Source organism: Paenibacillus sp. FSL W8-0919 (assembly GCF_038003785.1).
GTDB lineage: Bacteria > Bacillota > Bacilli > Paenibacillales > Paenibacillaceae > Paenibacillus_AQ > Paenibacillus_AQ lactis.
The window spans coordinates 2,258,408-2,280,036 of record NZ_JBBOPV010000001.1 but is presented as its reverse complement, the minus strand read 5'-3'; the positions used below and the strand labels follow the sequence as shown (position 1 = coordinate 2,280,036).

The window sequence follows — 21,629 nt, the reverse complement described above, 5'->3', positions numbered from 1 at the left end:
TAATATGGAAAATTTCGTATTTATTAGGCCGGTCTTGTATTCACTTCAAGAATCCAAATCTTCCCTTCATGATCGAGCCCGTAATCGAAGCCAAGCTCGCCGATCCCCGGAAATCTTGCTTCCAGAATGGCGATGCACTGCCGGGTCAGATGGCGCATTTCATTCCGCTTCTCCCAAGCATTGATGTGCGGCAGGGATAAACGAAGCGCATGACGCAGCCGGAGCAGTGATCCACCCTTGCAAATATTCGTGACGAACAGCCCCGGACTTGCAAGTCTCCCCAGCATCGCGCGGAATTCCCATCTGCCCCTTTCCTTGACCACTTTCACCCGATAATCCAGCGGACGGCCTTGAATACTGGCCAGATGAATGCCTTGTTGGATGATGTAGCGTCGTCTGAGCCTCATTCTGGACAACACATACTGCATAGATTGTTGTGTATTTACATGAACGGAACGCCTCTTATGGGTGATCAAGTAACCTGTTCCGTCTTGCAGTACCCGGATCACGCCGTTGCCTCCAGTTCCTACGATCGGCTTAATCACAACCATGCCGTGCTCATCCAGCATTGAGACCAGAGTATCCGCTGCATACGGCATCGTAGCCGGAATGTAGGGAGCAACTTGCGGATCCGTCAGCAGCGCCTCCGTTTTGAGCCACTTGCTGGCCAGCTGTCTTCCCGCCATGCTGCTTTCGCCTCCTTTTATCATGACATACGTTATCGTATTCGATCCGCCCTGTATCCTCTTGGATGATTGTCCGTGACGGTATGCCTAATAATTTGGCATTATCGTGTCGTCTGTACCGGTATGCTTTCCAAATGCTGTGTTCTGTCGTATAGTAAAACCATCAGGATGTCCATAACTAATAACACATAGGGATTTTAGATCAAGGAGGATTTTCATTTTGGCTGGCTTGTTTGAAGTGTTGTACTGGATTGCCATGATTGGCATGTCGCTTGCCCTTGCAGCGGTCACGGTTGTTATCTTCGTGCTGGGCTTCAGGTTCATCAAGGATAAGCGCCGAGGCCTGGGAGCCGGCTGTATCGTCTTCTCGCTGGTCGCAGCAGCGATGGTTGTGCTGATGCTGAACGATACGTTCTTTTTCCCGGCTTGAGCGGGCAATATAAGAAAAACGTCTATCGTCGTACATTCAAAGATGACAGACCTCGTTTAGCGGTAGTTTTTCATCGCGATATCAGGAAGCTGACTCCGCGAAGTTTATACTTTTCTGCTATCTAAAAAAATGCAGCTTTTTCTTCGTCGATGAAGAAAAGCTGCATTTTTTATGGGCCATCGAAGGAATACGGTTTCTACAATAGAGCCTCCCCGTTTAGTTTCCTACCGATATAAAGGCCGAAAGAAAGTGAAATAATATTAATTACTATTGACATAATTACATAGTTCATTTCAAATACAAAAAATGGTAATATTTCTGCTACCATATAAAAAATACTTTCGTATCTTGAATAAAGCGGCCGTATTAATTGAAAGGAAGCAAGTGGTAGTACTAGTTGAACTAGAATTACTAAAACAACAATTTTGATAAAATTAAGTATTGTGACTCGCTTCTCCTTAACTCCAATCAAGAAAGGTGCAAAGAAGGATGCGAATATTCCTTGAATTACAATATTAAATTTGTGACTCACAATTTGATCAAGAATATTCTGAATGATTAAACCATTAATAAAAAAACAGATCCCAAACATTGAGAAAATAATGAAGGCATATTGCAATGAAGAAAATCTAATTTTTTTCACCACCTACTTACTAAGTTCATATTTCCAAAAAAGACCTAGAGGTAGCTGGTCCCCATTTTCAGTGTCAATCACTAAAATTTCAGGGTTATTTTCCAGAAGATCTTTTAATTCTTTTGCACTTGCTGAACCATAGATTTCAGTATAACCATTAAAATCGCATTCACCCATATAATAAATAATTATTCATTTACTGTACAAAGGAGTTTTCAGAGACATTAAAAACGACCTCCATATCGGTTTATTCACCGTCATGAAGGTCGTGATCCACAATCCCAAAACGCTTACTCAGAATTGTTATTATTCCATATCGCGATTGAGGACTGCGTTTTTACCGGTACAAACCACAATCATGGCTATGCTTTCACAAGCCCTCAGTTCGACACATTCGAAATCCATTAACGCCGAAACTCCGGTTTTAGCAAGGCTCAGCGCTTGGCTTACCCGCATCTTCCCTCGTGCGGAAGGACGAGCCGCAGCCGCAAGTGACGGTAGCGTTCGGATTATGGATGGTGAAGCCCCCGGTCATGCCGGATTCCTCAAAGTCAATTTCAAGACCGTTCAAATATTTCATGCTGTCCTTCTCGACAACCACCTTCATATCCTGAACGTTCATATATACATCATCTTCCGTCTCCTGGTCGTCAAAGCCCATCGCATACGAAAAACCGCTGCATCCGCCGGCCGTGACACCCAAACGAAGGAACATATTCGGTGTTTCCTGCTCAGCCAGCATCTCTTTCAAACGCTCTGCAGCTGTGTCGCTGATTGTAATCATTTAGGTCACCCTCCTTTTCGTTCACTCTTAAGTATACTCCTCTTCCCTCAATCCCTCAAGGCCGTAAATGCCCGCCGCTTCTTCCTGCGGATTCCCTTTTTCCAATTCGTCTATTTGTATTGCTACCCCGGAGGGTCAGGTTTATAATAGGGGAGGAACATGGGCGGCAACTGTCAGATTATTGTCACACTCCCGCATCTCGCGTGGGAAAAAGGTTATGGCGGTCTACAGTTGTATATTTTTTCACAAAGTTTGGTTTTTATTCAGCCCTATCGTTACGTTGATGCTGTACCCTTGAGAACCGGACCGTTCCCTGCGGGGAGTGATTACTTAATGATCATTTCAGCTGCCGGATTTTCACGGAAGCTGAAGTGTGAACAGGAGGATGGAAGTATGTCCACAATCATAACACCATTTACCGATCGGAGAATGGCTGAGATCATTGAGAAGGTACGGAGCGGCGAGCGCCTCAACCTCGAAGACGGCGTGTACCTGTACCAGACGGACGACCTGCTGACCCTCGGGCAGCTGGCCAATGAAGCGAATCTACGCAAGAACGGCAAGAAAGTATATTTTATCGAGAACATGAGCCTTTACTTTACGAACGTGTGCGAATCCCGCTGCGCGTTCTGCAATTTCAGAAAGGATCAGGGCGAGGAAGGCTCCTATACGCTGTCCGGTCCCGAGATGATCGAATACGTTGAACAGCATATCCACCCGGGCATCCGTGAATTCCATATCGTCGGCGGACATAATAATCATGTGCCGTTCCAATATTATGTCGATTCCCTCAAAGCGCTGAACGAGCGTTTCCCTGACGTAACCCTGAAGGCCTACACGGCAGCCGAGATCGAGTTCTTCACCCGCATCAGCGGTCTGAGCACGAAGGAAGTGCTGGAAGAGCTCATGAAGGCGGGCCTCAAATCCCTCACCGGCGGCGGAGCCGAGATCCTGTCCGACCAGTACCGTCAGAAAATGAAGGTGGACAAAGCCAATGTCGACCAGTACCTTGAAGTCCACCGCACCGCCCACCAGCTCGGCATGAAGACCCATACCACCATGCTGTACGGGGCGATCGAGAGCCATGAGGACCGGATCCGGCACATGATGCAGATTCGGGATCTACAGGATGAAACCGGCGGCTTCCTTGTCTTCATTCCATTGTCTATGCAGCCGAAGAGTAAAAATGCCGGCATCATGCGCCGCAACTCTGCCTACGAGGATCTGAAGACCATTGCGATCAGCCGGCTGATGCTGGATAACATCGATCACATCAAGGCTTATTTCATCAATATCGGCCCGCAATTGACCCAGGTATCGCTCAGCTTCGGCGCTTCGGACGTGCACGGCACGATTCTGAAGGAACGGATCAGCCATGCTGCAGGGGCACTGACGCCGGAAGGCCTTACGCGCAAAGAGCTCGTATGGCTCATTCAAGGCGCAGGCCGCATCCCGGTTGAACGGGACACGTTCTATAACGAGATCAAGGTTTACGAATAAACGATCGATCAGCCTAATCCCCAACCATCTGGAGAATTCGGCACCCGCATCAGCGTTCGAAATAACGGAAAACAGGTTAAAGAGATATTATAGTGTGGGGATCCCTAGCCGCTTCTAGCGGCGTTTTTCTTGCGACTGGCACCTACGAACAATCTCTCATTCTTATCTCTTGAGAAAGGAAGAATTTTATGAACAAGCTCGTCATTCTCGGCGGAGGCTATGGTGGTCTTGCCTTAATTCAGGAATTATTCAGCGGCTATCTTCCCCCGGACGTGGAGGTCGTGCTCATCGACCGCATGCCTTACCAAGGACTGAAGACCGAATACTACGCGCTGGCAGCCGGCACGGTGGCCGATACCGCCGTTCGTGTTAAGTTCCCGGTTTATGACCGGCTTCAGATCCTGTACGGTGAAGTCACATCGATTGATCTTGAGAACCGGCGCGTGAACATATTGGACCAGGATCCCGTGGAATACAATCAGCTCGCCATTGCGCTTGGCTGCACGGATCGTTACCACGGAGTACCGGGCGCGGAGGAGTATACCTACAGCCTGCAGTCGTTCGCCGCGACCCGGGAAACCTATCTGCGGCTGAACAATTTGAAGCCGTACAGCCAGGTCCATATCATCGGCGGAGGCTTAAGCGGAATCGAGCTCGCGGCCGATCTTCGCGAAAGCCGTCCTGACCTCAATATCGCCATCCTGGACCGAGGACAGCGGGTGCTTTCTTCTTTTCCCAACCGGTTGTCCGCTTATATTCATCGCTGGTTCGAGGAGCATCATGTCGATATCCACAGCGGGGTCTCGGTATCCAGAGTGGAGAAGGATGCCGTCTATAATCTCGATACGCCGATCGCCACCGATCTGGCCGTATGGACGGCAGGCATCCAGCCTGTAAAAGTGGTGCAGGACCTCGATCTGCCAAAAGACCGCAGCGGACGCGTTCTGCTGAACCAATACTATCAGGTTCCTTCCCATCCGGAGGTATATGTCATCGGCGACTGCGCGAGCCTTCCGTTCGTACCGAGCGCCCAGGCAGCCGGCGCGCAAGCCGAGCAGGTCGGCCACGTCATGAAGGCATTATGGCGCGATGATGTGCCGAAGGTATCGCCATTGAAGCTGAAGGGAACCCTCGGCTCTCTCGGCAAGCATGCGGGCTTCGGACTGATGGGCAATACTTCGGTCATCGGACGCGTGCCGCGGATTTTGAAGAGCGGCGTGCTCTGGAAATCCAAGCGCCACTACTAGGCGAATCATAGATTCAGCGATCCCGCTTCATTAAAGCGGATAGGGAGCCCGATTCAATCTTCGGGCTCCCTCCCTTCCACCAAAGCTTCGAGCCGGCGGCATATCTTGTCATACAGCTCCTCCGCCGTGGGCGCTTCCACCCAGTCGCCGTCCACATACGCAAAGGGCATCAAATAGCATTGACCGCAGCTGGTCAGACAGCCGTACTCGATCACCTGGCAGTCGTATTGACCTTCCAGCTTCTGCAATGCTTGATCCGTTCCGAAATAGGAGTTGCTTGTGCAAAATTCAATATAGATGGTCATCGGTCACAGCCCCGCCTTAAGATTGGCATTTTAATTTGCCGGTTTATGTACTATAATATAGGGAGGAAAGGAGTTGAACAAGATGAGCGATAACACGCAAACCACTGTATACGATGAAGTGGCTGAAGTGCTTGATAAGCTTCGTCCGTTCCTGCAGCGCGATGGCGGTGACGTGGAATTGGTCGACGTTGAAGACGGCATCGTTAAGCTGAAATTGATGGGTGCATGCGGCAGCTGCCCAAGCTCCACCATCACCTTGAAGGCAGGGATTGAACGCGCCCTGGTTGAGGAAGTAGAAGGCATTCAAGAAGTAGTGCAAGTATTTTAATCTTGTGTTTAGTATAAGAGTCTTGGCTCCCCTCGGGATCCAAGACTCTTTTTTGTTACGGTATGGTATGGCCTGCTTATTCCGGCTTGATCAAAGGACGAATCGGATCCAGCCCGCCGGATATATCCATAATGTTGCCTGTAATGAAGTCCGATTTATCCATGCACAGATATTCAATCACTCTTGCAATATCCTCGCCGCTGCCCGAGCGTCCCCGGGGCGTCATGCCGTCATGGATGCCGGCCACCTCGTCGATCGTCTTCTCCTTGTTCGCCCCGCGGATGTCGCCAGGGCAGATCATGTTGACGGTAATTCCGTAGGGTGCCTCTTCGACCGCCAAGGATTTCGTGAAGGATACGAGCCCCACCTTGGCCGCCGCATAAGCGGCACGCTGGGGCCAAGCGCGCGCTTCCCCGGCATGGCCGAAGCCAAAATGGATAATCCGTCCCCATCGCTTCTCCCTCATTGCCGGCAGCACCCGATGGTCAAGCAGCATGACGCCGGTCAGGTTGCCGTTCACCATATGTACGATTTCATCCCGGCTGTATTCCGAGAACAGGCGCCTTTCCCGGATGAAAGGACCCGCGTTGTTAACCAGGATATCCACGGTGCCGAGCTCGCGTTCCGTCTGATCAACTAGGGAATACAGCTCGGACTCGTCTGCAATATTGGCCTTTACCACGATGGATTTAACGCCGAAGCTCTCAATTTCGCGGGAGAGCGCCTCCGCTTCATTCTTGCTGTTGACATAATTTATAACAATACTGCATCCCTGCCGTGCTAACGACAGCGCAGTCATTTTTCCGAGTCCTGTCGCACTGCCGGTAATCAGCGCCACTTTTCCCTTCAATGGTTTCCCTCCTTCGAGTATCGCCTTCCTTCAGTATAAAAGATTTGCTGTTTCCCCACAACTTGAGGACAGACCGGAATCCTGCAAGATATGAGCGGCCATTTTCTTTCCTCAAAAGAAAAGAAAGGGGTCCCGATTAGCTGCACAAGCCGCAGCATGGTCGGGATGCCCCTTTTATACGAAAAGTTCGTTGTATTCAGTAGATCCTTCTGTCCGGAGTTAACCGGTCTAACCATAATCCGGGCCGGATCCGCTTCCGTAGGCATCCTGCCTACATCTGCACATTAGAATGCCGGGATAACGGCTCCTTTGTATTCCTGTTCAATAAATGTCTTCACATCTTCCGAAGTCAGCGCCTTCGCCAGCTTCTGGATAGCTTCCGAATCCTTGTTGTCCGGGCGAGCTACCAGCAGGTTCGCGTAAGGGTTATCCTTGTCTTCGATAAACAGCGCGTCCTTCGTTGGGTCAAGGCCGGCTTCCAATGCATAGTTCGTGTTGATGACAGCAAGATCAAGCTCATCCAGCATGCGAGGCAGCATGGCAGCTTCCACTTCTTTGAACTCCAAGTTTTTCGGATTTTCCGTAATATCCTTCGCGGTCGCTTCCAGCTTGGTTTCGTCCGCCAGCTTGATAACGCCGTTCTTGGACAGCAGGGTCAGCGCACGGCCCGCGTTGGACGGATCGTTCGGAATGGCGACCACGGCGCCGTCCTTCAGCTCGTCGACCGACTTGATCGTTCTGGAATAAGCGCCAAGCGGCTCAACGTGTACGGCGATAACGGACTCCAGCTTCAATCCGCGTTCCTTGATCTCGTTATCGAGATACGGCTTATGCTGGAAGAAGTTCGCGTCGATCTCCTTGGAGTCGACCTTCGTATTCGGCAGCACATAATCGGTGAATTCGACAATTTCCAGATTCACGCCCTCTTTTTCGAGCGCAGGTTTGATATGCTCAAGAATCTTTGCATGCGGTGCCGGCGAAGCACCCACCTTAATGGTTACCTTCTCTTGTCCCGCAGCGCCGTTTGTATCCGCAGGCTCCGATGCGTTATCCGCAGGCTTGCTGCCGCAAGCAGCCAGCACCGCGACCAAAGTCAGACTAATGAATGCCAATACCCATTTTTTCATCCTAAAACTCTCCCTCCGAAAATAGTTTATCTATATGATGTCTTCCTTGTTGCTCCAGCAATCCGTTATTTTCTTGTAAAATGACGCACCAGCCGGTCTCCCGCCATCTGCAGGAGCTGCACCAACACAATCATCAAGACAACGGCCAAAATCATAATCTCCGTCTCATAACGGTAGTAACCGTACTTGATCGCCAAATCCCCCAAACCGCCGCCGCCAACCTGGCCGGACATCGCGGTATACGATACGAGTGTCACGATCGTGACGGTCATGCTTGCCAGCAAGCCCGGGCGTGCCTCCGGAAGCAGTACCCGAAACACGATCTGGCTGGTGGACGAGCCCATGGCGTGGGCGGCTTCGATGACGCCTTTATCCACTTCGTTCAGCGCCGTCTCCACAAGTCTCGCGAAGAACGGCGCCGCGCCGACGACAAGCGGAGGAATGGTCCCGAGCACGCCGTATGATACGCCGACGATCGACTTCGTAATCGGAAGCATGGCTACGATCAGAATGATGAATGGAACCGACCGCAGAATGTTCACGATGAACGACAGGATGGAGTAGCCGAAGCGAACCAAGCCTGACGTTGATCTTGCAGCCATATAGAGCAGCACCCCGATCGGGAGACCGATAATGAAGCTGAACAAGGCCGAAGCGCCCAGCATGCGCAGCGTATCCAGCGTCGCCGTGCCAATCTCATTCCAATCCACCTGAGAAAAATCCAGTCCGAGCATCAATGAATCACCTCCACGTCTAATCCTTGATCCAGCAGTCTGCGGATCGTGTCTTCAATCGCGCCTTCGCTGCCTTCAAACCGCACGATCAGCTGCCCGTACGGCGTTTCCTTGATCGTTGAGATGGTCCCCTGCAGGATCGCAAAGTTAACCCCGGTCTCATGGACCGTATGCGACAAGATCGACTCGTACGTCTTCGACCCGAGGAACGTGATCTGCACCGCCTGCGAGGAACCCCCGTCTTTTCCTTGAAGCGCCAATCGCAATGCATCGCCGTTGTCCATCTCCTGACGGATGAACTCCCGCGTAACCTCATGCTTCGGCTTCAGGAACACTTCCGTCACCGGACCTTGTTCTACAATGCCGCCTTGGTGAATGACCGCTACCCGGTCGCAAATGCTCTGAATGACATGCATTTCATGCGTAATCAGCACAATCGTCAGGTTAAACTTCTTGTTAATATCCAGCAGCAGCCGCAGGATCGAATCCGTCGTCTGAGGGTCCAAGGCCGAGGTCGCCTCGTCGCAGAGCAGCACCTCCGGGTCGCTTGCAAGCGCCCTGGCGATTCCTACCCGCTGCTTCTGGCCGCCCGACAGCTGGGACGGGTACTTGTCCCGATGCTCCGCAAGACCGACCAAATTCAGCAGCTCGCCTACCTTGCGCTCGATGTCCGCCTTCGAGGTCTTGATCAGACGAAGCGGAAAGGCGATGTTGTCATAGACCGTTGCCGAGGACAGCAGATTGAAATGCTGAAAGATCATGCCGATCTTCCGCCGCTCCGCCTGCAGCTGCTTCTTTCCGAGGCTCGTCAGGTTGACGCCGCCTACCCACACCTCGCCGGACGTCGGACGTTCCAGCAAATTCATGCAGCGGATGAGCGTGCTCTTGCCTGCCCCGGAATGTCCGATGACACCGAATATTTCTCCTTTTTCAATCGACAAATTCAATCCGGATAATGCTGTGGTCGTTCGGCCGGCTTTTCCGTACTGCTTCGTCAATTGCTTCAGTTCAATCAAACCGTGATCCCCCTTTTTTCGTGCTAACGTTTCATATCTATTTACCCGCAAAAGAAAAGAGCCACTTTTTGCAGAATCAAAAAGGGCTCTCTTTACATAAAGTCGACGCCTTTTCTCATCTGTCAAAGCAGCCTTTACGTCGCGCTGCTTTGAAGGAATTAGCACCATGTCACTCCATTTGCGTTCATTGCACTTGCAATCAACGCTGGAGCCGGTTGCCGGGCTTCATCGGGCCTGTCCCTCCGCCTCTCTCGATAAGAAAACTCGATATGAAATTTTTTCGTTATATTGATGTGTTTTTCAAATCATATTCATGAATGCAATTGTTAGTATAGTTTTTTTTCGCCCTTTTGTCAAAAGGAATTTCATGGTCGGCTCTATCAAGCCCGGATCCCGTTCTTCGCCCACATTTGGTTCGTATACCGGTAGGATGCTCTCAGGCTTTGGCACACCATCTCAAGCCCTTGCTCCAGCTCGTCCAAATGCTGCCCGATATCCTCCAGCTCGATTCGCTCCGACAATCCCTGATGGCGCTGCCACAGGTCGTCCTGCATTTCCGAATTCATGTAATGAATCTCGGTGTTGCGCCGTTTCCGCAGCTTGTTCATCGGCGTTTTATAGCGCTCCTTTATGGCCTCCAGCTCTGCGGACAGCTCGCCGTGCGCCTTCAGGAACTTGAACTGGCGAAGCACGGTGAAGTAGGAGAAATGCTCCTTCACCTTCGAGGTGTTGAGATCGTACAGATCGTTCAGCACTGTCCCCAGCTTGTCAAGGATTGAGAATACCCGAATAAATCCGTTCTTATAGAAATAAACATAGCGCCGGTATTCCCCTTGCTCCTCAATCGACATGTCATCCACATATCCCGAGTTGACCGACCGGCTGAAATGCTTCGCTGCATTCCAGCTCTGCTCCAGCTCATCGAGCGATACGATCAAACCGCGCGTCCATATTTCAAGCTTGCGAAAGTCATGCGTCGGGTCCTGATTCTTCTCCATTTCCTTCTTCAGCAGCTGGCTCGTCTTGACCATCGATTCGATCGCTTCTTCAAGCAGCCCGTTATTCTGCCGCGGTTGTTCCCCAAGCAACAAACGAAGCATTGGCCGCACCTCCTACGTCAAAATGTCCCTGATTCCCTCTAGGATGGACTGGTCATTTGCCGAAATATTCGTTCCAGCGGGCATCCACCGTCTTTACGATATCCTCCCGCGGGAACAGCTCATCCGGGTATCCGGGCTTCATGCGGGCATCAATGACCAGCGGAAGCTTGTACGACAGATGATGATGCTCGATCTCGCTGGCGGCGAAGATATCCGTTGCGGGATTAAAGCGGGTAAATACCGTCCACAAGAACGAAGTTTGCGTGGCGGACGTCGACTTGGCATCATCCACGACGATCACCAGCGGCCATTTCGTGCTGCGGGCATGCATGAACTCCATGACGCGCTGGGCCAGCTCAGGTTCTTTCTCATAGGATGCCCCGGATACGACAAGGCAACCGCCGCAATATGCGACCGCCTGGGAAATTCCCGGAATATCCCCTTCATCGTAGCTTCGCGGCAGCTCGCGGATCGGCTCCCCGATCCCCATCAGCACGGCCTTGCTGCCGTGATTCAGCTTCTGCCCCGTATAATCCAGCGTATCATGCGAGGTTTTATTAAATATGAATAAATCCGTTGCCGGATTAAATCGTTCCAGCACCGCTTCAAGCGTCTCGTTGAAATCCGACAGGTCCAGCGGCCGGTTCGTCAGCATCAGCATTTTGGTGAGCGACAGCTGACCCTCGCCCAGAATCCGGAACGCGGAGACGAGGGCCTCGCGGGAATAGCTCTCCCGAACGACCGCCGCCGTCAGCGCGTGGAAGCCGGTTTCCGCATAGGTCCAAAGCGAGCGGACCGACGGCATCACCATCGGGAAGGCCGGGGACAGCAGGCGCTGCAGAAACTCGCCGAGGTAGTAGTCCTCTTGCCGCGGCTTTCCGACGATCGTTGCCGGATAAATGGCGTCCTTGCGATGCCACATATTCTTCACATGAAGCACCGGGAAGTCATGCGCAAGGGAATAATAGCCGTAGTGATCGCCGAAAGGGCCTTCCAGACGGCGCTCATGCGGCGGTACGATTCCGCTGATCGCGAATTCCGCCTCTGCCGGGATGCGGTGTCCGCCAAGCGGGTTGTCCGTCATCGGCAGCTTGCCGCCCATAATCAGCGAAGCCAGCAGCAGCTCCGGCAGATGCTCCGGCACCGGTGCGATAGCGGAGGCAATCAGCGCAGGTGGGCCGCCGACAAAGACGGACACCGGCAGCGGCTGATTCTGCTGCTCTGCCTCGAAGTAGTGAAAGCCGCCTCCCTTATGAATCTGCCAATGGATTCCGGTGGTCGAGTCATCATAAATTTGAATCCGGTACATGCCCAGATTATGATCCTTCGGCTTCGATGGGCTCTCGGTATAGACGAGCGGCAGCGTGATGAACGGTCCGCCGTCCTCCTGCCAGCTGGTCAACCGCGGTAGCTGCTTGAGCGGATTCTCCGTCACCTTGACGCCCATCACCGGCGCTTCTTGCTGAGGCACGGATTTCATCCCTACCTTTAAAATATCCTTAAACAGCCCGCGTTCATTCCACAGCGCGGAAAACGTAGGCGGCAGCAGCTTATCGGTTGCCCCGATGATCGATTTCATCAGCTGCTCCGGGCGCGGACCGAATGCCATGTCGACCCGGCGCGCGGTTCCGAACAGATTCGTTGCCACTGGAAAAGGCGTCCCTTTCACATTGGTAAACAGCAGGGCAGGTCCTCCCTCTTCGATCACGCGCCGGTGAATTTCAGCCAGCTCCAGATACGGATCCACCGGTGCTTCAATGACAGCAAGATCATTTTCCTTGCGAAGCGTTTCAAGCCATTGGCGTAGATTCTGGTAAATCAAGTGCTCCACTCCTTCGGGTACAACAAAGTCCTCGAGCATGTTTCGCTTCGGGGACTTCGCCTGCACAAATATTAAAATGTTCCATGTTGCATACTGTAGTGACGGGAATTAGCCGATCTTCTCCCCGCGCAGCTCCAATTCGCCCTGCTGCTCGACCGGTGCCAATTCTCTTAGCTGCCATACCCTCACGCTCAAATAACTGAGCACGCCGAACAGCGCAGAGATCAGAAGGGTATGACCAAGCGCGGAGAATACATAGACTTCGTCATTGTGCATCGTGGCCATAATGATGGCGCCGCTGAAAATCTGCAGCAAGCACAGCACCGTTGCCGAAACTCCGAGCATCTGAATTTCGCGGTTGTCCCGGTTTCGCCAATAAGCGAAATGTCCCATTACGGCTACTACGATGAGCAGCAGAAGAGCCGCCACCCGGTGCATGAAGGCAATGCCCACGCCGCCGCCGAGCTCCGGAATCACTTCCCCGTTGCAGAGCGGCCAGCCGGAGCACCCCTCTCTCGAGTCGGTGTGGCTTACGAATGCTCCGATATATACCACGATATACGTATAAATCGTCGCCCCCCAGACGAGTCGGCGAAAACCATTGCTGACCCGGGGCAGCCGCTCCGATCCAAGCGGCATCTTCGCCTTCTCTACCCTCCGCATGCCCAGCGCAAGCATAACCGAGCTAGCGAATGCGATGAGCGAGAAGCCGAAATGCAGCGCCATCACGGCCGCCGACTGAGGCTTGACGACTGCGAGCGCTCCCATAATCGCTTGTACAATCACGAACACCGATGTCATGACCACATAAGCCATCAGATCCTTGCGGTCACGCTTGTATCTCCAAAATGCGATCAGGGAAGCCAGGGCGGCCAAGCCGGCCATCCCGCTGACAGCGCGGTGCGAGTATTCGATCAAGGAGGAGACGGTGTAAGCGGGAATAAACTTTCCGTTACACAGCGGCCACTCTTGTCCACAGCCAAGCCCGGAGTCGGTCTTGGTAACGACCATGCCCCCGAAGGTGGCGAAGAACATGACTGCGCATGTTATGTAACTCAGCCATTTTAATTGTTTATCATTCACTAATCTCACCTGCTGCCTATATTCTTAACAATCCGCCATCAATAGCGGATTCCTTATTGCAGTCTAAATTTCATTATACCTGATTATGCCGCGACGGTCACTTTAACGATTGTGACAAAATGTTCAAAATTAGGAGAAGCTTATTGCCAAAAACAACACCGCCGCCAAGGGATCATCCATAGGCGACGGTGCGTTGTGCATCATTCCCGTTATGCTCACTTATGAATCGTTTCGTACACATCCACCGCACGCTGCAGGAAATCTTCGATTTCCTCGCGGGATTTGCGGAATTTGTTGACGAAGCGGACAAGTTCCCGTCCGTCGGCATAGGCGACGAAGCTAGGGATACCGAGGATGTTCTGCTGCTGGCTTACATCGCCGACAGCATCGACGTCAACTTCTACCAGGGTCAGCTGGTTCGAGAATTTCTGCTCAACATCCGGCATGAATGGATCGATAAACTTGCAATCACCGCACCAGTCTGCTTTGAATACTGCGACAGTCAAGCGCGGAGACTGGATAGCAACCTGAAATTCGGCTTCCGAAGTGATTTTGTCCATGGATGATCTCCCCTTTTCGTCGAAATGGTTCAACTTTAGTGAATCAAAATGTGGAGTGGAAGTCAAATATTCGTGACATACTGACAATACCAAGATAGAGCAATCGCCAAGATGACCAAGCGACTAACGGCAGGTGAGAACGGGATGCAGCAAGGCGAAAAAGACAAACAGGCGTGGTCCGGATCCATACGCAGATGGGTGTCCACATTGGCGGAAGCCGCAGTCGAAGCCTTGACTGGACGGGTGACCTCCTGGGAAATATCCTCCAAGCTCCGGGATGGCCGGAAGGACTGGAGCTGGGAGGCGGTCGCAGCGCGAAGCCTCCGGTCCGAGCTAAAGCGTATCGCCCGCAGGCAGCACAAGGAAATAAAAATGAACGCGAGCCCACCCGCCATGAGCTTGCCCTTTATTCGGGCCGTGAATTCCGTAGACGGATTTAATGCCAGGGAACAAGAAATAGTGGAATCCATTCAAAGCACCGTCATGGATGCCAATCGGAGCAACATCTCGCGCACGCAGGCCTACCTTAGCTGCTATGAAGCCTTTCCGGAGCTGCATTGGGCCTTTCTTGCCCATATGGTCTCCCGAAATGCCGGCTGGAACATGAGCGACCTGCAAGGAGGCTTGCTGTCGGATCTAACGAATTCCGAATTTCAAGTGAATCTGTACCGTTTTCTAGAACGATGCAACGCCTTGATCTTTCAGGACGCCTACCCCCAGCTGCTGCTGTACATGCACAGCCGGAAGCTGGGCGAGCCGCTGTTTCATCTCCTGCCATGCTTTCATGTCTCGGCCTTCATGCTTCCCTTCTGGCAGCATTTCTGGCGGGAACCCGATCACGGCGCTATGCTCGCCGTTGCCCTCATCCTAAATGAACAGAATTACATTGAAGGCCGGGTTGCCCAGGACCCGTATTTTCGGTCCCGGGTTCTGAAGCATCCGTATTTTCGTTTGCATGAGCTCGCGAGATTCAATCAAATTTTGTTTCCCCTTGGGCAAGAAGAAGCCCTTACCAGGGGCGTAGCCCCTTCCGCTGCAGGCAATAAGCTCCCGCTTCGGCCGCTTGCGGGGCTCACCCTTCCCAAATTCGACAGCCTGACGGCTCGGATCAAAGCAGGTAAATCGCTCTACGGGCTGCTCTTCGGATACGAGGAGGTGCACCGTCGTGCGCTCGCTTTCGCCCGGTCCACCCCGCACCGGGGATCGCGCTCCGAATACTGGCCGGCGCTTTTCACCGCGGACAAGCAGGCGGCCATTAACAACGGCAAGGAAAGCAGCGTGCTGTTGGAATCCGAGTGGCTCCCTTCAGGGAAACGCCTGTACAGCCCCGAGCTGGAATCCGTGTGGCAGGATACGCCCTCCGGCCCGATCCCGCGGTATGATTGGTATCGCAGCTCCGCCAAGCTTCGGCTATTCCGTGAACCGGTCCGGCCGCTGCTGTTCGATATGACCCACGCGCACCGGGCCCAGCTGGAGAAGACGGCCATGGCCCACGATGTCGCTCATGAGAACCAACCAAAGCATGGATAGTTGAAAAAAGGACTGCTCTCGATCCCTTGGATCAGAACAGTCCTTCTGCAAATACATTTTCCACTATCGATTATATAGACGCAAAGTTATCCCCGCTCACGCATCCGTGAAGGCGCCAGTCTCATCAGAGGGCGGAATACCTTCTGGAGTGGACGCGGATAATTGCCTAGCTCGGACTGGCGAATGACGCCGAACACGACAAGCAGCACGAGATAAATCACAACGACGGCAATTCCGACGATGATGCATGTTAACAGGAATGCCAATCGTGCCGGGATCACCTCAACCAGTTGAATGCCCGCTTGGTTCAACCCGTAGCCGATTCCCGCTGCCGCTACGACGGTGCACAGGAATCCCAGCCAGCGGCTTCCCAATATCGAGAACGATACAATCGATTTAATCGACCGGATGTTAAGCAGCGTGATGACCAGGAAGCACAGCGCCGTACTTCCAATGATGCCGTAGATGCCGAACAAGGGAGCCAGAAGGAAGCTGGCCGCCAGCTTGACGGCAACGCCGATCATCACGTGAATCATGGACAGCTTGGCCTTTCCGATGCCGAGCAAGATCGAGTTCGTCGTCATCATGGTAATCTGGAAAATGGTGCCGAAAGTCAGAAATGCAATGATTCCGCTGCCGCCCAGCGAGCTGAACAAGAGACCGTTCACCGAGTAAGCCGCTACTCCCAGCGCGATGACCACCGGCATGCCGGTCAAAATCCCGATCCGCATGGCAAGCGTGACTTGCCGCTCCAGATGCTCTTGATCACGTCTGGCAAACGCCGCCGATATGATCGGAATCAGCGATGTGCTGAGGGCAATGGCCAGGATCGGCGGGATGCCCGCAACGCTCTGCGCCCGTGTGCCCAATACGGCGAGCGCCTCGGTCGCCTGCGCCGCTCCGATCTCGCCCGTCAGGAGCGGCTTGACGATGGAGCCGTCAATGAAGTTGACCGCCGGGACCGCCAGAGAGGACAACACGATCGGAATCGATAACTTGAAAATATCCTTGTAGATGCCGCCGAGCGGAATCGAACGGTCTGCCGGGGGCAGCTTCTGCTCCCGGTCACTGCGCCGGAGCTTCGCGGCGAAATACAGCATGACCGCGAAGGCGCCGATGCTGCCGAGCACGCCGCCGAAGGAGGCCCCAGCCGCTACCCAAGTATCGTCATACCCCAACCGCAGCAGCACATAGGCTAGACCGATAGCAGTCAGCACTCTTGCAATCTGCTCCACGATTTGGGAAATCCCGCCGGCCGACATATTGTTGCGGCCCTGGAAATACCCCCGCATCATGGCGATAGCGGGGAACAGCAGCAGCGCCGGAGCCAGCGCCTGAATGGCCGCGGCCGATTCCGGCACCTCCGCGACATGGGTCGCGTAATACGGCGCTCCGAAATACAGCAGCAGCGTCATGACAACGCCAGCCGCTCCGGCGAAGATCAGCGCCGCTTGGTATACGCGCTGAGCCTCGGCCGGCTTATTCAGCGCATGCCGCTCGGAAACCATTTTACTGAGCGTGCTCGGAATACCGGCCGTAGCGACGGTCAGCAGCATCAAATACACATTGTTGGCAATCGTGAAGGAAGCATCCCCCACATCGTTTAGCATGTGCTCCAGCGGCACCCGCTGCACAAGTCCCAGCACGCGGGCGACCAGCGCCGCCACGGCCAGGATAATCGTGCCTTTTATGAATGATTCCTTCTTAGACAATTCCTTACCTTCTTTCTCCTCCAATAGCGCTTGTTAAGCACCCCTCGCGCCTGCTTAAAACACCCAAACGATAAACACAATGATCATCGCAAGCTGCAATACGACCTTCACCACGATGCTGCTGAACAAGCCGAGCACCGAACCGAGTCCGACCTTCATCGACTTGCCCGCTCCCGAGCCCGCCAGCAGCTCCCCGATAAAGGCGCCGATAAACGGGCCGATGATCAGACCGAATGCCGGAATGACGAACGGGCCGATGATCAGGCCGATCGTGCTCCCCCATATCGAGGCCTTCGAGCCGCCAAGCTTCTTCACGCCCCATGCGTTGACTGCATAATCGGCTATGAACAGCACGACCAAAATGATCGTCTGAATGGTCCAGAACCATGCGTCGTAATGGGCGAACGTAAAGAACCAGCCGTATACGAACAATGCCAAATAAATGGCGATAACCCCCGGCAAAATCGGGTAGATCGCGCCGGCCATCCCGATGATGAACAGTGCGATCACAATAATCCAGCCTAATACGTCCATCCGTTAATCACCCTTCGATCAAAATATGATCCCTGATCACTTCCACAATCCCGTTCTCATTGTTGCTGGCCACGACAAGATCAGCCTCATCCTTCACCGTCTGCTGGGCATTGCCCATGGCGACGCCAAGCCCCGCTTGCTGGATGACGGCCAGATCGTTCAAGCTGTCGCCAACGGCCACAACCTGGGACATGTCAAGACCGAGCAGTTCGCATACCTGCTTGATCCCTGTCGCCTTGTTGACGCCCTGCGGATTGATCTCCAGATTCACCGGTGAGGAGTTGGTGATTTCCAGTCCCCCCATATCCTGAAGCTGCATCAGGATGCGATGGCGAACCTCATCGTCTTCCGACGTATAGCCGAATTTCAGCCACTCCTGATTCTCAACATCCTCGCACCAGCTCTCCCGGGTATACAATCTCTCTACAGAATACGCCCAGAACCAGGCTCCGGTTTCAACGGCAAGCTCATGCATCTCGGCAACGAGCTTGCTGTCCAGCAGAGAACGCCGATACAGCTCATACGGAGCACGCCACACCTCACTGCCATTGACCGTTACCATCGGGGTGGTCAGCTCTAACTGCTTCGCATACGGGTATGCATCCTGAAACGGCCGTCCGGTGGACAAGCAGACATGGATGCCTTGCCGAACCGCTTCCTTGATCCAACGGACGGTCTCCGGCGACACTTCATGATCGTCCTGAAGCAGCGTGCCATCCATATCTAAAGCCAGCAATCGGTACTTACGATTCATTGTTTAAGCCTCCTAATCTAGTCACACGATAAGCATAACGACATTTTACCACAAAAGGTACGGGCTCAAAACCGAACGCTCGGACAAATGAGCAAGGGATAAGAAGTCAAGTCCGCGATAATGTGCTAACCTATTGGAAACTCTAAACTGAATAAGGAGCGTGTCCCATGAAATCACCCCAGAGTTCCGCTGTTGCCGTTCAAGCCGAAATGCTGATCCGCAAACCGGTTTCCGAGGTCTTTGAGGCCTTTGTCGATCCTGATATCACGACCAAGTTCTGGTTCACCCGATCCACCGGCAAGCTGGAAGCCGGTAAAGAAATTCGTTGGGACTGGGAAATGTACGGCGTATCCGATACGATCCTCGTCAAAGAGCTGGAGACCGACCGCCGGATTGTTATCCAATCGTCGGACGGCACGACGACGGAATGGGAGTTCGTGCCTCGAAGCGAGGGCGGCACCTTCGTGACGATTATCCATACCGGATTCGAAGGGACGGATGCTGACGTTACCCGCCAGGCCATCGATTCGATGGGAGGATATACGATGGTGCTCTGCGAGTTGAAGGCGCTGCTTGAATTCGGCATCGTCTTGAATCTCGTTGCAGATAAGGCACCGGATGCCCACGTATAGCTATATCTATAAGTTGAACCAATCAACGGAAGTTAGTTCAAATACGTAAAATGTTATACAACTGCCGGTTGATTTCAATTCCCTTGATAAACAGAAAGAAGGCAGCCAAGCCCTTATAGCTTGAAAGCTGCCTTCTTTTTCGTTATGCCTATTCTCCGTTGCCTTCCTGCTCATCCTTGTTCTTCGGATGCGGCGTGCCGTCGAGGCCGTAGATTTCATCGTATGCATCGAAGATCTTACGTGCCACCGGAGCCGCACTTTGGGAACCGAAGCCGCCTTCCGGAATGACGACGGCAACCGCCAGCTTCGGATTTTGCCGAGGAGCGAAGGCGATAAACACGCCATTGTCTACGATGTCACGACGTCCGTTTTTATAAATCTCCTGCTCGGACGTACCGGTTTTACGGGCAAAATCATACGGAAAATCCTCAAACGCCCGAAGATTCTGGGTATTCATCCCTTGAATCACTTCATTCCAGTACTGCTGCGGAAATTTCTCCTGATTCAGCACTTCACGTCCGAATTTCTTGACCACCTTGCCGTTCTGGTCCACGATTTTGCTGGCAAGCTGAGGTTTAATACGGGCTCCTTGATTTGCAAGCATGGTTGCGTATTGCGCTAATTGAAGCGTCGTGTACTTCCCGGACTGGCCGAAGGAAGCGTAAGCCATCGCTGCCAGATAACTGCCCGCCTGCTCGATGTTCGTATACTCGATAATGCCTTTATGCTCGTTCGGCAGGCCGGATTCAGTGGATACGCCCAGCCCGAATTTCTTCATGTATCCGTCCCAAACTTCGACGGCTTTGGAGCCGTACTTGTTGAACAGCTTCTCCCCGACCCAATCGACCATGAAGGCGTTGGAGGATTTCTCAAGAGCTTTTCGCGCATTGATTGATCCATTCGCCTTTCTCCCGGAGTTGTAGACCCTCGAGTTATCCTTACCGAAGTACGCCGCCCCTTGGTCCGGATAATAGTCGTTCGGGCCAAATAAATGCTCATTCAGTCCGATCAATACGCTCAGCGGCTTGATCGTGGAGCCGAGCAGGACGGTCGACTCCAGATTGTTGCCGGAACGTCCTGAGCTGTATGGCCATATGGTTCCGTTGCGGTAATGACTCATGACCGAATCCCAATCATCCGTTCCGGTCTCCCATACATTCGGATCATAATCCGGAATGCTGGCCATGGCAACAATATTCCCCGTGTCCACTTCCATGGCTACCGCATATCCCGTCTTGGCATTCGTATGCAGCTTACCCGACACAGGATTGGTGTGAAGCCATTTCAGCTGGTCGACAATCGCCTGCTGTGCGGCGAGCTGAATGTCTTTATGGATGGTCGAGTGGATATTATAGCCTTTTTGCGGCGGGACCATAGTCGGCACGCCGTTGGCCATATTTTGCGGGCTGATCGGAATATTGATATAGCCGTTCTTCCCGCGCAGCTCATCTTGAAACATCATTTCAAGCCCGTCGACACCGACCTTTTCCTGCTCCGAATAGATCAGACCCGGGTCCTTCTGGGTTTTGTTCTTCTGATCAATGGCTTTGTACTTATCCAAATCCTTCTGGCCTTTAAACTCCCTTAAATACCCGATCGTCTGTACCGCAATTCGGTCCTCGCTGTACTTTCGCTCGCTTTCCTCCACGATCTCGACGCCCGGATACTGGGATTTATGCTCCATGAAATAGGCGACTTCTTTCGAGGATAGGTTGGCTTTAATTCGCCGCGGCTCATACCCCGGCTGCTTGTTAAAGTTCAGATCCATCGCTTTGATGACATCTTCCACGGTCATCTTCTCGGCTTTGGGATCGCCGTACCGGTTGAAGACATCCACCATCTCTTGCGCCAGCTTCTCGATTTCCGGCCGATTCTTCTTGCCGCGGTCGGAGTTGCTGTAATCTTTCATCAGCGTAAGATACAGCGCCTGGGAAGGTGTTGAGTAGGCTATCGGCGTGCCCGATGCATCAAGGATGCTTCCACGGATCGGCTGGAGCGGGAAGTTTTTGATCTGACCCCCGGTCTCCATTTCCTTAAGCTCAGGCCCTTCCACGAATTGAAGAATCGCCAGACGTATAATGATGACACAGAAAATAATAAACGTGCTAAAAAAGAACAGGTTGACTCGCAGATTAAACTGACTGCCGGCATCTCCCTCATCTTGTTTGCGTTTATCCGGCCTAAACCCTCTCACGTATGCTTCTCCCCTTTTATGCACATTACATAAACTTATATTATCACAAAAAGCCTCCCCACTTCAT

General features: G+C 52.9%; 21 protein-coding genes and 1 riboswitch. Of the genes, 6 read left to right on the top strand and 15 right to left on the bottom strand.

Annotated features, from left to right (window positions below):
* Window positions 1-23: 23 nt before the first annotated feature.
* Window positions 24-686, bottom strand: coding sequence for a YheC/YheD family protein (locus NST44_RS10055; protein WP_028404800.1), 663 nt, complete (start codon window positions 684-686; stop codon window positions 24-26).
* A gap of 220 nt (window positions 687-906) precedes the next feature.
* Here NST44_RS10055 and NST44_RS10050 point away from each other — a divergent pair, with 220 nt between their 5' ends.
* Window positions 907-1,116 carry a hypothetical protein gene (locus NST44_RS10050; RefSeq protein ID WP_028404799.1) on the top strand — a complete coding sequence of 70 codons (210 nt, stop codon included), beginning with the start codon at window positions 907-909 and terminating at the stop codon, window positions 1,114-1,116.
* Window positions 1,117-2,174: 1,058 nt separating this feature from the next.
* Here NST44_RS10050 and NST44_RS10045 read toward each other — a convergent pair.
* On the bottom strand, window positions 2,175-2,534 hold the full coding sequence (locus NST44_RS10045; RefSeq protein WP_007131990.1) for a HesB/IscA family protein: 360 nt from the start codon (window positions 2,532-2,534) through the stop codon (window positions 2,175-2,177).
* A 393-nt stretch (window positions 2,535-2,927) separates the two neighbouring features.
* On the opposite strand from NST44_RS10045, the gene mqnE reads away from it, so the two are divergent.
* Window positions 2,928-4,034, top strand: coding sequence for an aminofutalosine synthase MqnE (gene mqnE, locus NST44_RS10040; protein ID WP_213616276.1), 1,107 nt, complete (start codon window positions 2,928-2,930; stop codon window positions 4,032-4,034).
* 188 nt (window positions 4,035-4,222) lie between these two features.
* Window positions 4,223-5,281, top strand: coding sequence for an NAD(P)/FAD-dependent oxidoreductase (locus NST44_RS10035; RefSeq protein WP_144868116.1), 1,059 nt, complete (start codon window positions 4,223-4,225; stop codon window positions 5,279-5,281).
* 53 nt (window positions 5,282-5,334) lie between these two features.
* On the opposite strand, the gene NST44_RS10030 is transcribed toward NST44_RS10035, so the two are convergent.
* Entirely contained in the window at window positions 5,335-5,586 is a 252-nt protein-coding gene (locus tag NST44_RS10030; protein WP_213616274.1) for a YuzB family protein, read from the bottom strand.
* Window positions 5,587-5,668: 82 nt separating this feature from the next.
* Here NST44_RS10030 and NST44_RS10025 point away from each other — a divergent pair, with 82 nt between their 5' ends.
* Window positions 5,669-5,914, top strand: a complete 246-nt coding sequence (locus NST44_RS10025) for a NifU family protein (RefSeq protein WP_007131986.1) — start codon at window positions 5,669-5,671, stop codon at window positions 5,912-5,914.
* Between the two features lie 76 nt (window positions 5,915-5,990).
* Here NST44_RS10025 and NST44_RS10020 read toward each other — a convergent pair whose 3' ends face one another.
* The 8 genes from NST44_RS10020 to NST44_RS09985 form a co-directional block, all read right to left on the bottom strand.
* Window positions 5,991-6,764 (bottom strand): SDR family oxidoreductase, encoded by a 774-nt coding sequence (locus tag NST44_RS10020; protein ID WP_007131985.1) that lies wholly within the window; start codon window positions 6,762-6,764, stop codon window positions 5,991-5,993.
* A gap of 284 nt (window positions 6,765-7,048) precedes the next feature.
* Entirely contained in the window at window positions 7,049-7,891 is an 843-nt protein-coding gene (locus tag NST44_RS10015; protein WP_007131984.1) for a MetQ/NlpA family ABC transporter substrate-binding protein, read from the bottom strand.
* A 65-nt stretch (window positions 7,892-7,956) separates the two neighbouring features.
* Window positions 7,957-8,625 carry a methionine ABC transporter permease gene (locus NST44_RS10010; RefSeq protein ID WP_007131983.1) on the bottom strand — a complete coding sequence of 223 codons (669 nt, stop codon included), beginning with the start codon at window positions 8,623-8,625 and terminating at the stop codon, window positions 7,957-7,959.
* Window positions 8,625-9,641 (bottom strand): methionine ABC transporter ATP-binding protein, encoded by a 1,017-nt coding sequence (locus tag NST44_RS10005; RefSeq protein ID WP_007131982.1) that lies wholly within the window; start codon window positions 9,639-9,641, stop codon window positions 8,625-8,627. The genes NST44_RS10010 and NST44_RS10005 overlap by 1 nt, the downstream gene beginning before the upstream one ends.
* 112 nt (window positions 9,642-9,753) lie before the next feature.
* Window positions 9,754-9,902: riboswitch (SAM riboswitch) on the bottom strand.
* Between the two features lie 119 nt (window positions 9,903-10,021).
* Complete coding sequence (locus tag NST44_RS10000) at window positions 10,022-10,741, bottom strand: Cthe_2314 family HEPN domain-containing protein (protein ID WP_007131981.1); 720 nt, start codon at window positions 10,739-10,741, stop codon at window positions 10,022-10,024.
* Between the two features lie 52 nt (window positions 10,742-10,793).
* Window positions 10,794-12,563, bottom strand: coding sequence for a UbiD family decarboxylase (locus tag NST44_RS09995; protein WP_040740027.1), 1,770 nt, complete (start codon window positions 12,561-12,563; stop codon window positions 10,794-10,796).
* A gap of 108 nt (window positions 12,564-12,671) precedes the next feature.
* Window positions 12,672-13,646 carry a COX15/CtaA family protein gene (locus NST44_RS09990; RefSeq protein WP_007131979.1) on the bottom strand — a complete coding sequence of 325 codons (975 nt, stop codon included), beginning with the start codon at window positions 13,644-13,646 and terminating at the stop codon, window positions 12,672-12,674.
* Window positions 13,647-13,861: 215 nt separating this feature from the next.
* Window positions 13,862-14,206 carry a thioredoxin family protein gene (locus NST44_RS09985; RefSeq protein WP_007131978.1) on the bottom strand — a complete coding sequence of 115 codons (345 nt, stop codon included), beginning with the start codon at window positions 14,204-14,206 and terminating at the stop codon, window positions 13,862-13,864.
* A 111-nt stretch (window positions 14,207-14,317) separates the two neighbouring features.
* Here NST44_RS09985 and NST44_RS09980 point away from each other — a divergent pair, with 111 nt between their 5' ends.
* Window positions 14,318-15,736 (top strand): DUF2515 family protein, encoded by a 1,419-nt coding sequence (locus NST44_RS09980; protein ID WP_007131977.1) that lies wholly within the window; start codon window positions 14,318-14,320, stop codon window positions 15,734-15,736.
* Window positions 15,737-15,822: 86 nt separating this feature from the next.
* On the opposite strand, the gene NST44_RS09975 is transcribed toward NST44_RS09980, so the two are convergent.
* Genes NST44_RS09975 through NST44_RS09965 form a run of 3 tightly spaced genes read right to left on the bottom strand, consistent with a single transcriptional unit; the run spans window position 15,823 to window position 18,736 of the window.
* Window positions 15,823-17,448, bottom strand: a complete 1,626-nt coding sequence (locus tag NST44_RS09975; protein ID WP_210094569.1) for a putative polysaccharide biosynthesis protein — start codon at window positions 17,446-17,448, stop codon at window positions 15,823-15,825.
* Between the two features lie 54 nt (window positions 17,449-17,502).
* Complete coding sequence (locus tag NST44_RS09970) at window positions 17,503-17,982, bottom strand: DUF456 domain-containing protein (protein ID WP_007131975.1); 480 nt, start codon at window positions 17,980-17,982, stop codon at window positions 17,503-17,505.
* A 7-nt stretch (window positions 17,983-17,989) separates the two neighbouring features.
* Entirely contained in the window at window positions 17,990-18,736 is a 747-nt protein-coding gene (locus NST44_RS09965) for a Cof-type HAD-IIB family hydrolase (RefSeq protein ID WP_007131974.1), read from the bottom strand.
* Between the two features lie 167 nt (window positions 18,737-18,903).
* On the opposite strand from NST44_RS09965, the gene NST44_RS09960 reads away from it, so the two are divergent.
* Window positions 18,904-19,368, top strand: a complete 465-nt coding sequence (locus NST44_RS09960; protein WP_007131973.1) for an SRPBCC family protein — start codon at window positions 18,904-18,906, stop codon at window positions 19,366-19,368.
* A 148-nt stretch (window positions 19,369-19,516) separates the two neighbouring features.
* Here NST44_RS09960 and NST44_RS09955 read toward each other — a convergent pair whose 3' ends face one another.
* Complete coding sequence (locus tag NST44_RS09955) at window positions 19,517-21,562, bottom strand: peptidoglycan D,D-transpeptidase FtsI family protein (RefSeq protein ID WP_213616272.1); 2,046 nt, start codon at window positions 21,560-21,562, stop codon at window positions 19,517-19,519.
* Window positions 21,563-21,629 lie beyond the last annotated feature (67 nt).

Bases quoted from the DNA above. Each gene is read 5' to 3' on its own strand.
- NST44_RS10055 (WP_028404800.1), bottom strand. From the start codon at position 686: ATGGCGGGAAGACAGCTGGCCAGCAAGTGGCTCAAAACGGAGGCGCTG.
- NST44_RS10045 (WP_007131990.1), bottom strand. From the start codon at position 2,534: ATGATTACAATCAGCGACACAGCTGCAGAGCGTTTGAAAGAGATGCTG.
- mqnE (WP_213616276.1), top strand. From the start codon at position 2,928: ATGTCCACAATCATAACACCATTTACCGATCGGAGAATGGCTGAGATC.
- NST44_RS10035 (WP_144868116.1), top strand. From the start codon at position 4,223: ATGAACAAGCTCGTCATTCTCGGCGGAGGCTATGGTGGTCTTGCCTTA.
- NST44_RS10030 (WP_213616274.1), bottom strand. From the start codon at position 5,586: ATGACCATCTATATTGAATTTTGCACAAGCAACTCCTATTTCGGAACG.
- NST44_RS10025 (WP_007131986.1), top strand. From the start codon at position 5,669: ATGAGCGATAACACGCAAACCACTGTATACGATGAAGTGGCTGAAGTG.
- NST44_RS10015 (WP_007131984.1), bottom strand. From the start codon at position 7,891: ATGAAAAAATGGGTATTGGCATTCATTAGTCTGACTTTGGTCGCGGTG.
- NST44_RS10010 (WP_007131983.1), bottom strand. From the start codon at position 8,625: ATGCTCGGACTGGATTTTTCTCAGGTGGATTGGAATGAGATTGGCACG.
- NST44_RS10000 (WP_007131981.1), bottom strand. From the start codon at position 10,741: ATGCTTCGTTTGTTGCTTGGGGAACAACCGCGGCAGAATAACGGGCTG.
- NST44_RS09985 (WP_007131978.1), bottom strand. From the start codon at position 14,206: ATGGACAAAATCACTTCGGAAGCCGAATTTCAGGTTGCTATCCAGTCT.
- NST44_RS09980 (WP_007131977.1), top strand. From the start codon at position 14,318: ATGACCAAGCGACTAACGGCAGGTGAGAACGGGATGCAGCAAGGCGAA.
- NST44_RS09970 (WP_007131975.1), bottom strand. From the start codon at position 17,982: ATGGACGTATTAGGCTGGATTATTGTGATCGCACTGTTCATCATCGGG.
- NST44_RS09965 (WP_007131974.1), bottom strand. From the start codon at position 18,736: ATGAATCGTAAGTACCGATTGCTGGCTTTAGATATGGATGGCACGCTG.
- NST44_RS09960 (WP_007131973.1), top strand. From the start codon at position 18,904: ATGAAATCACCCCAGAGTTCCGCTGTTGCCGTTCAAGCCGAAATGCTG.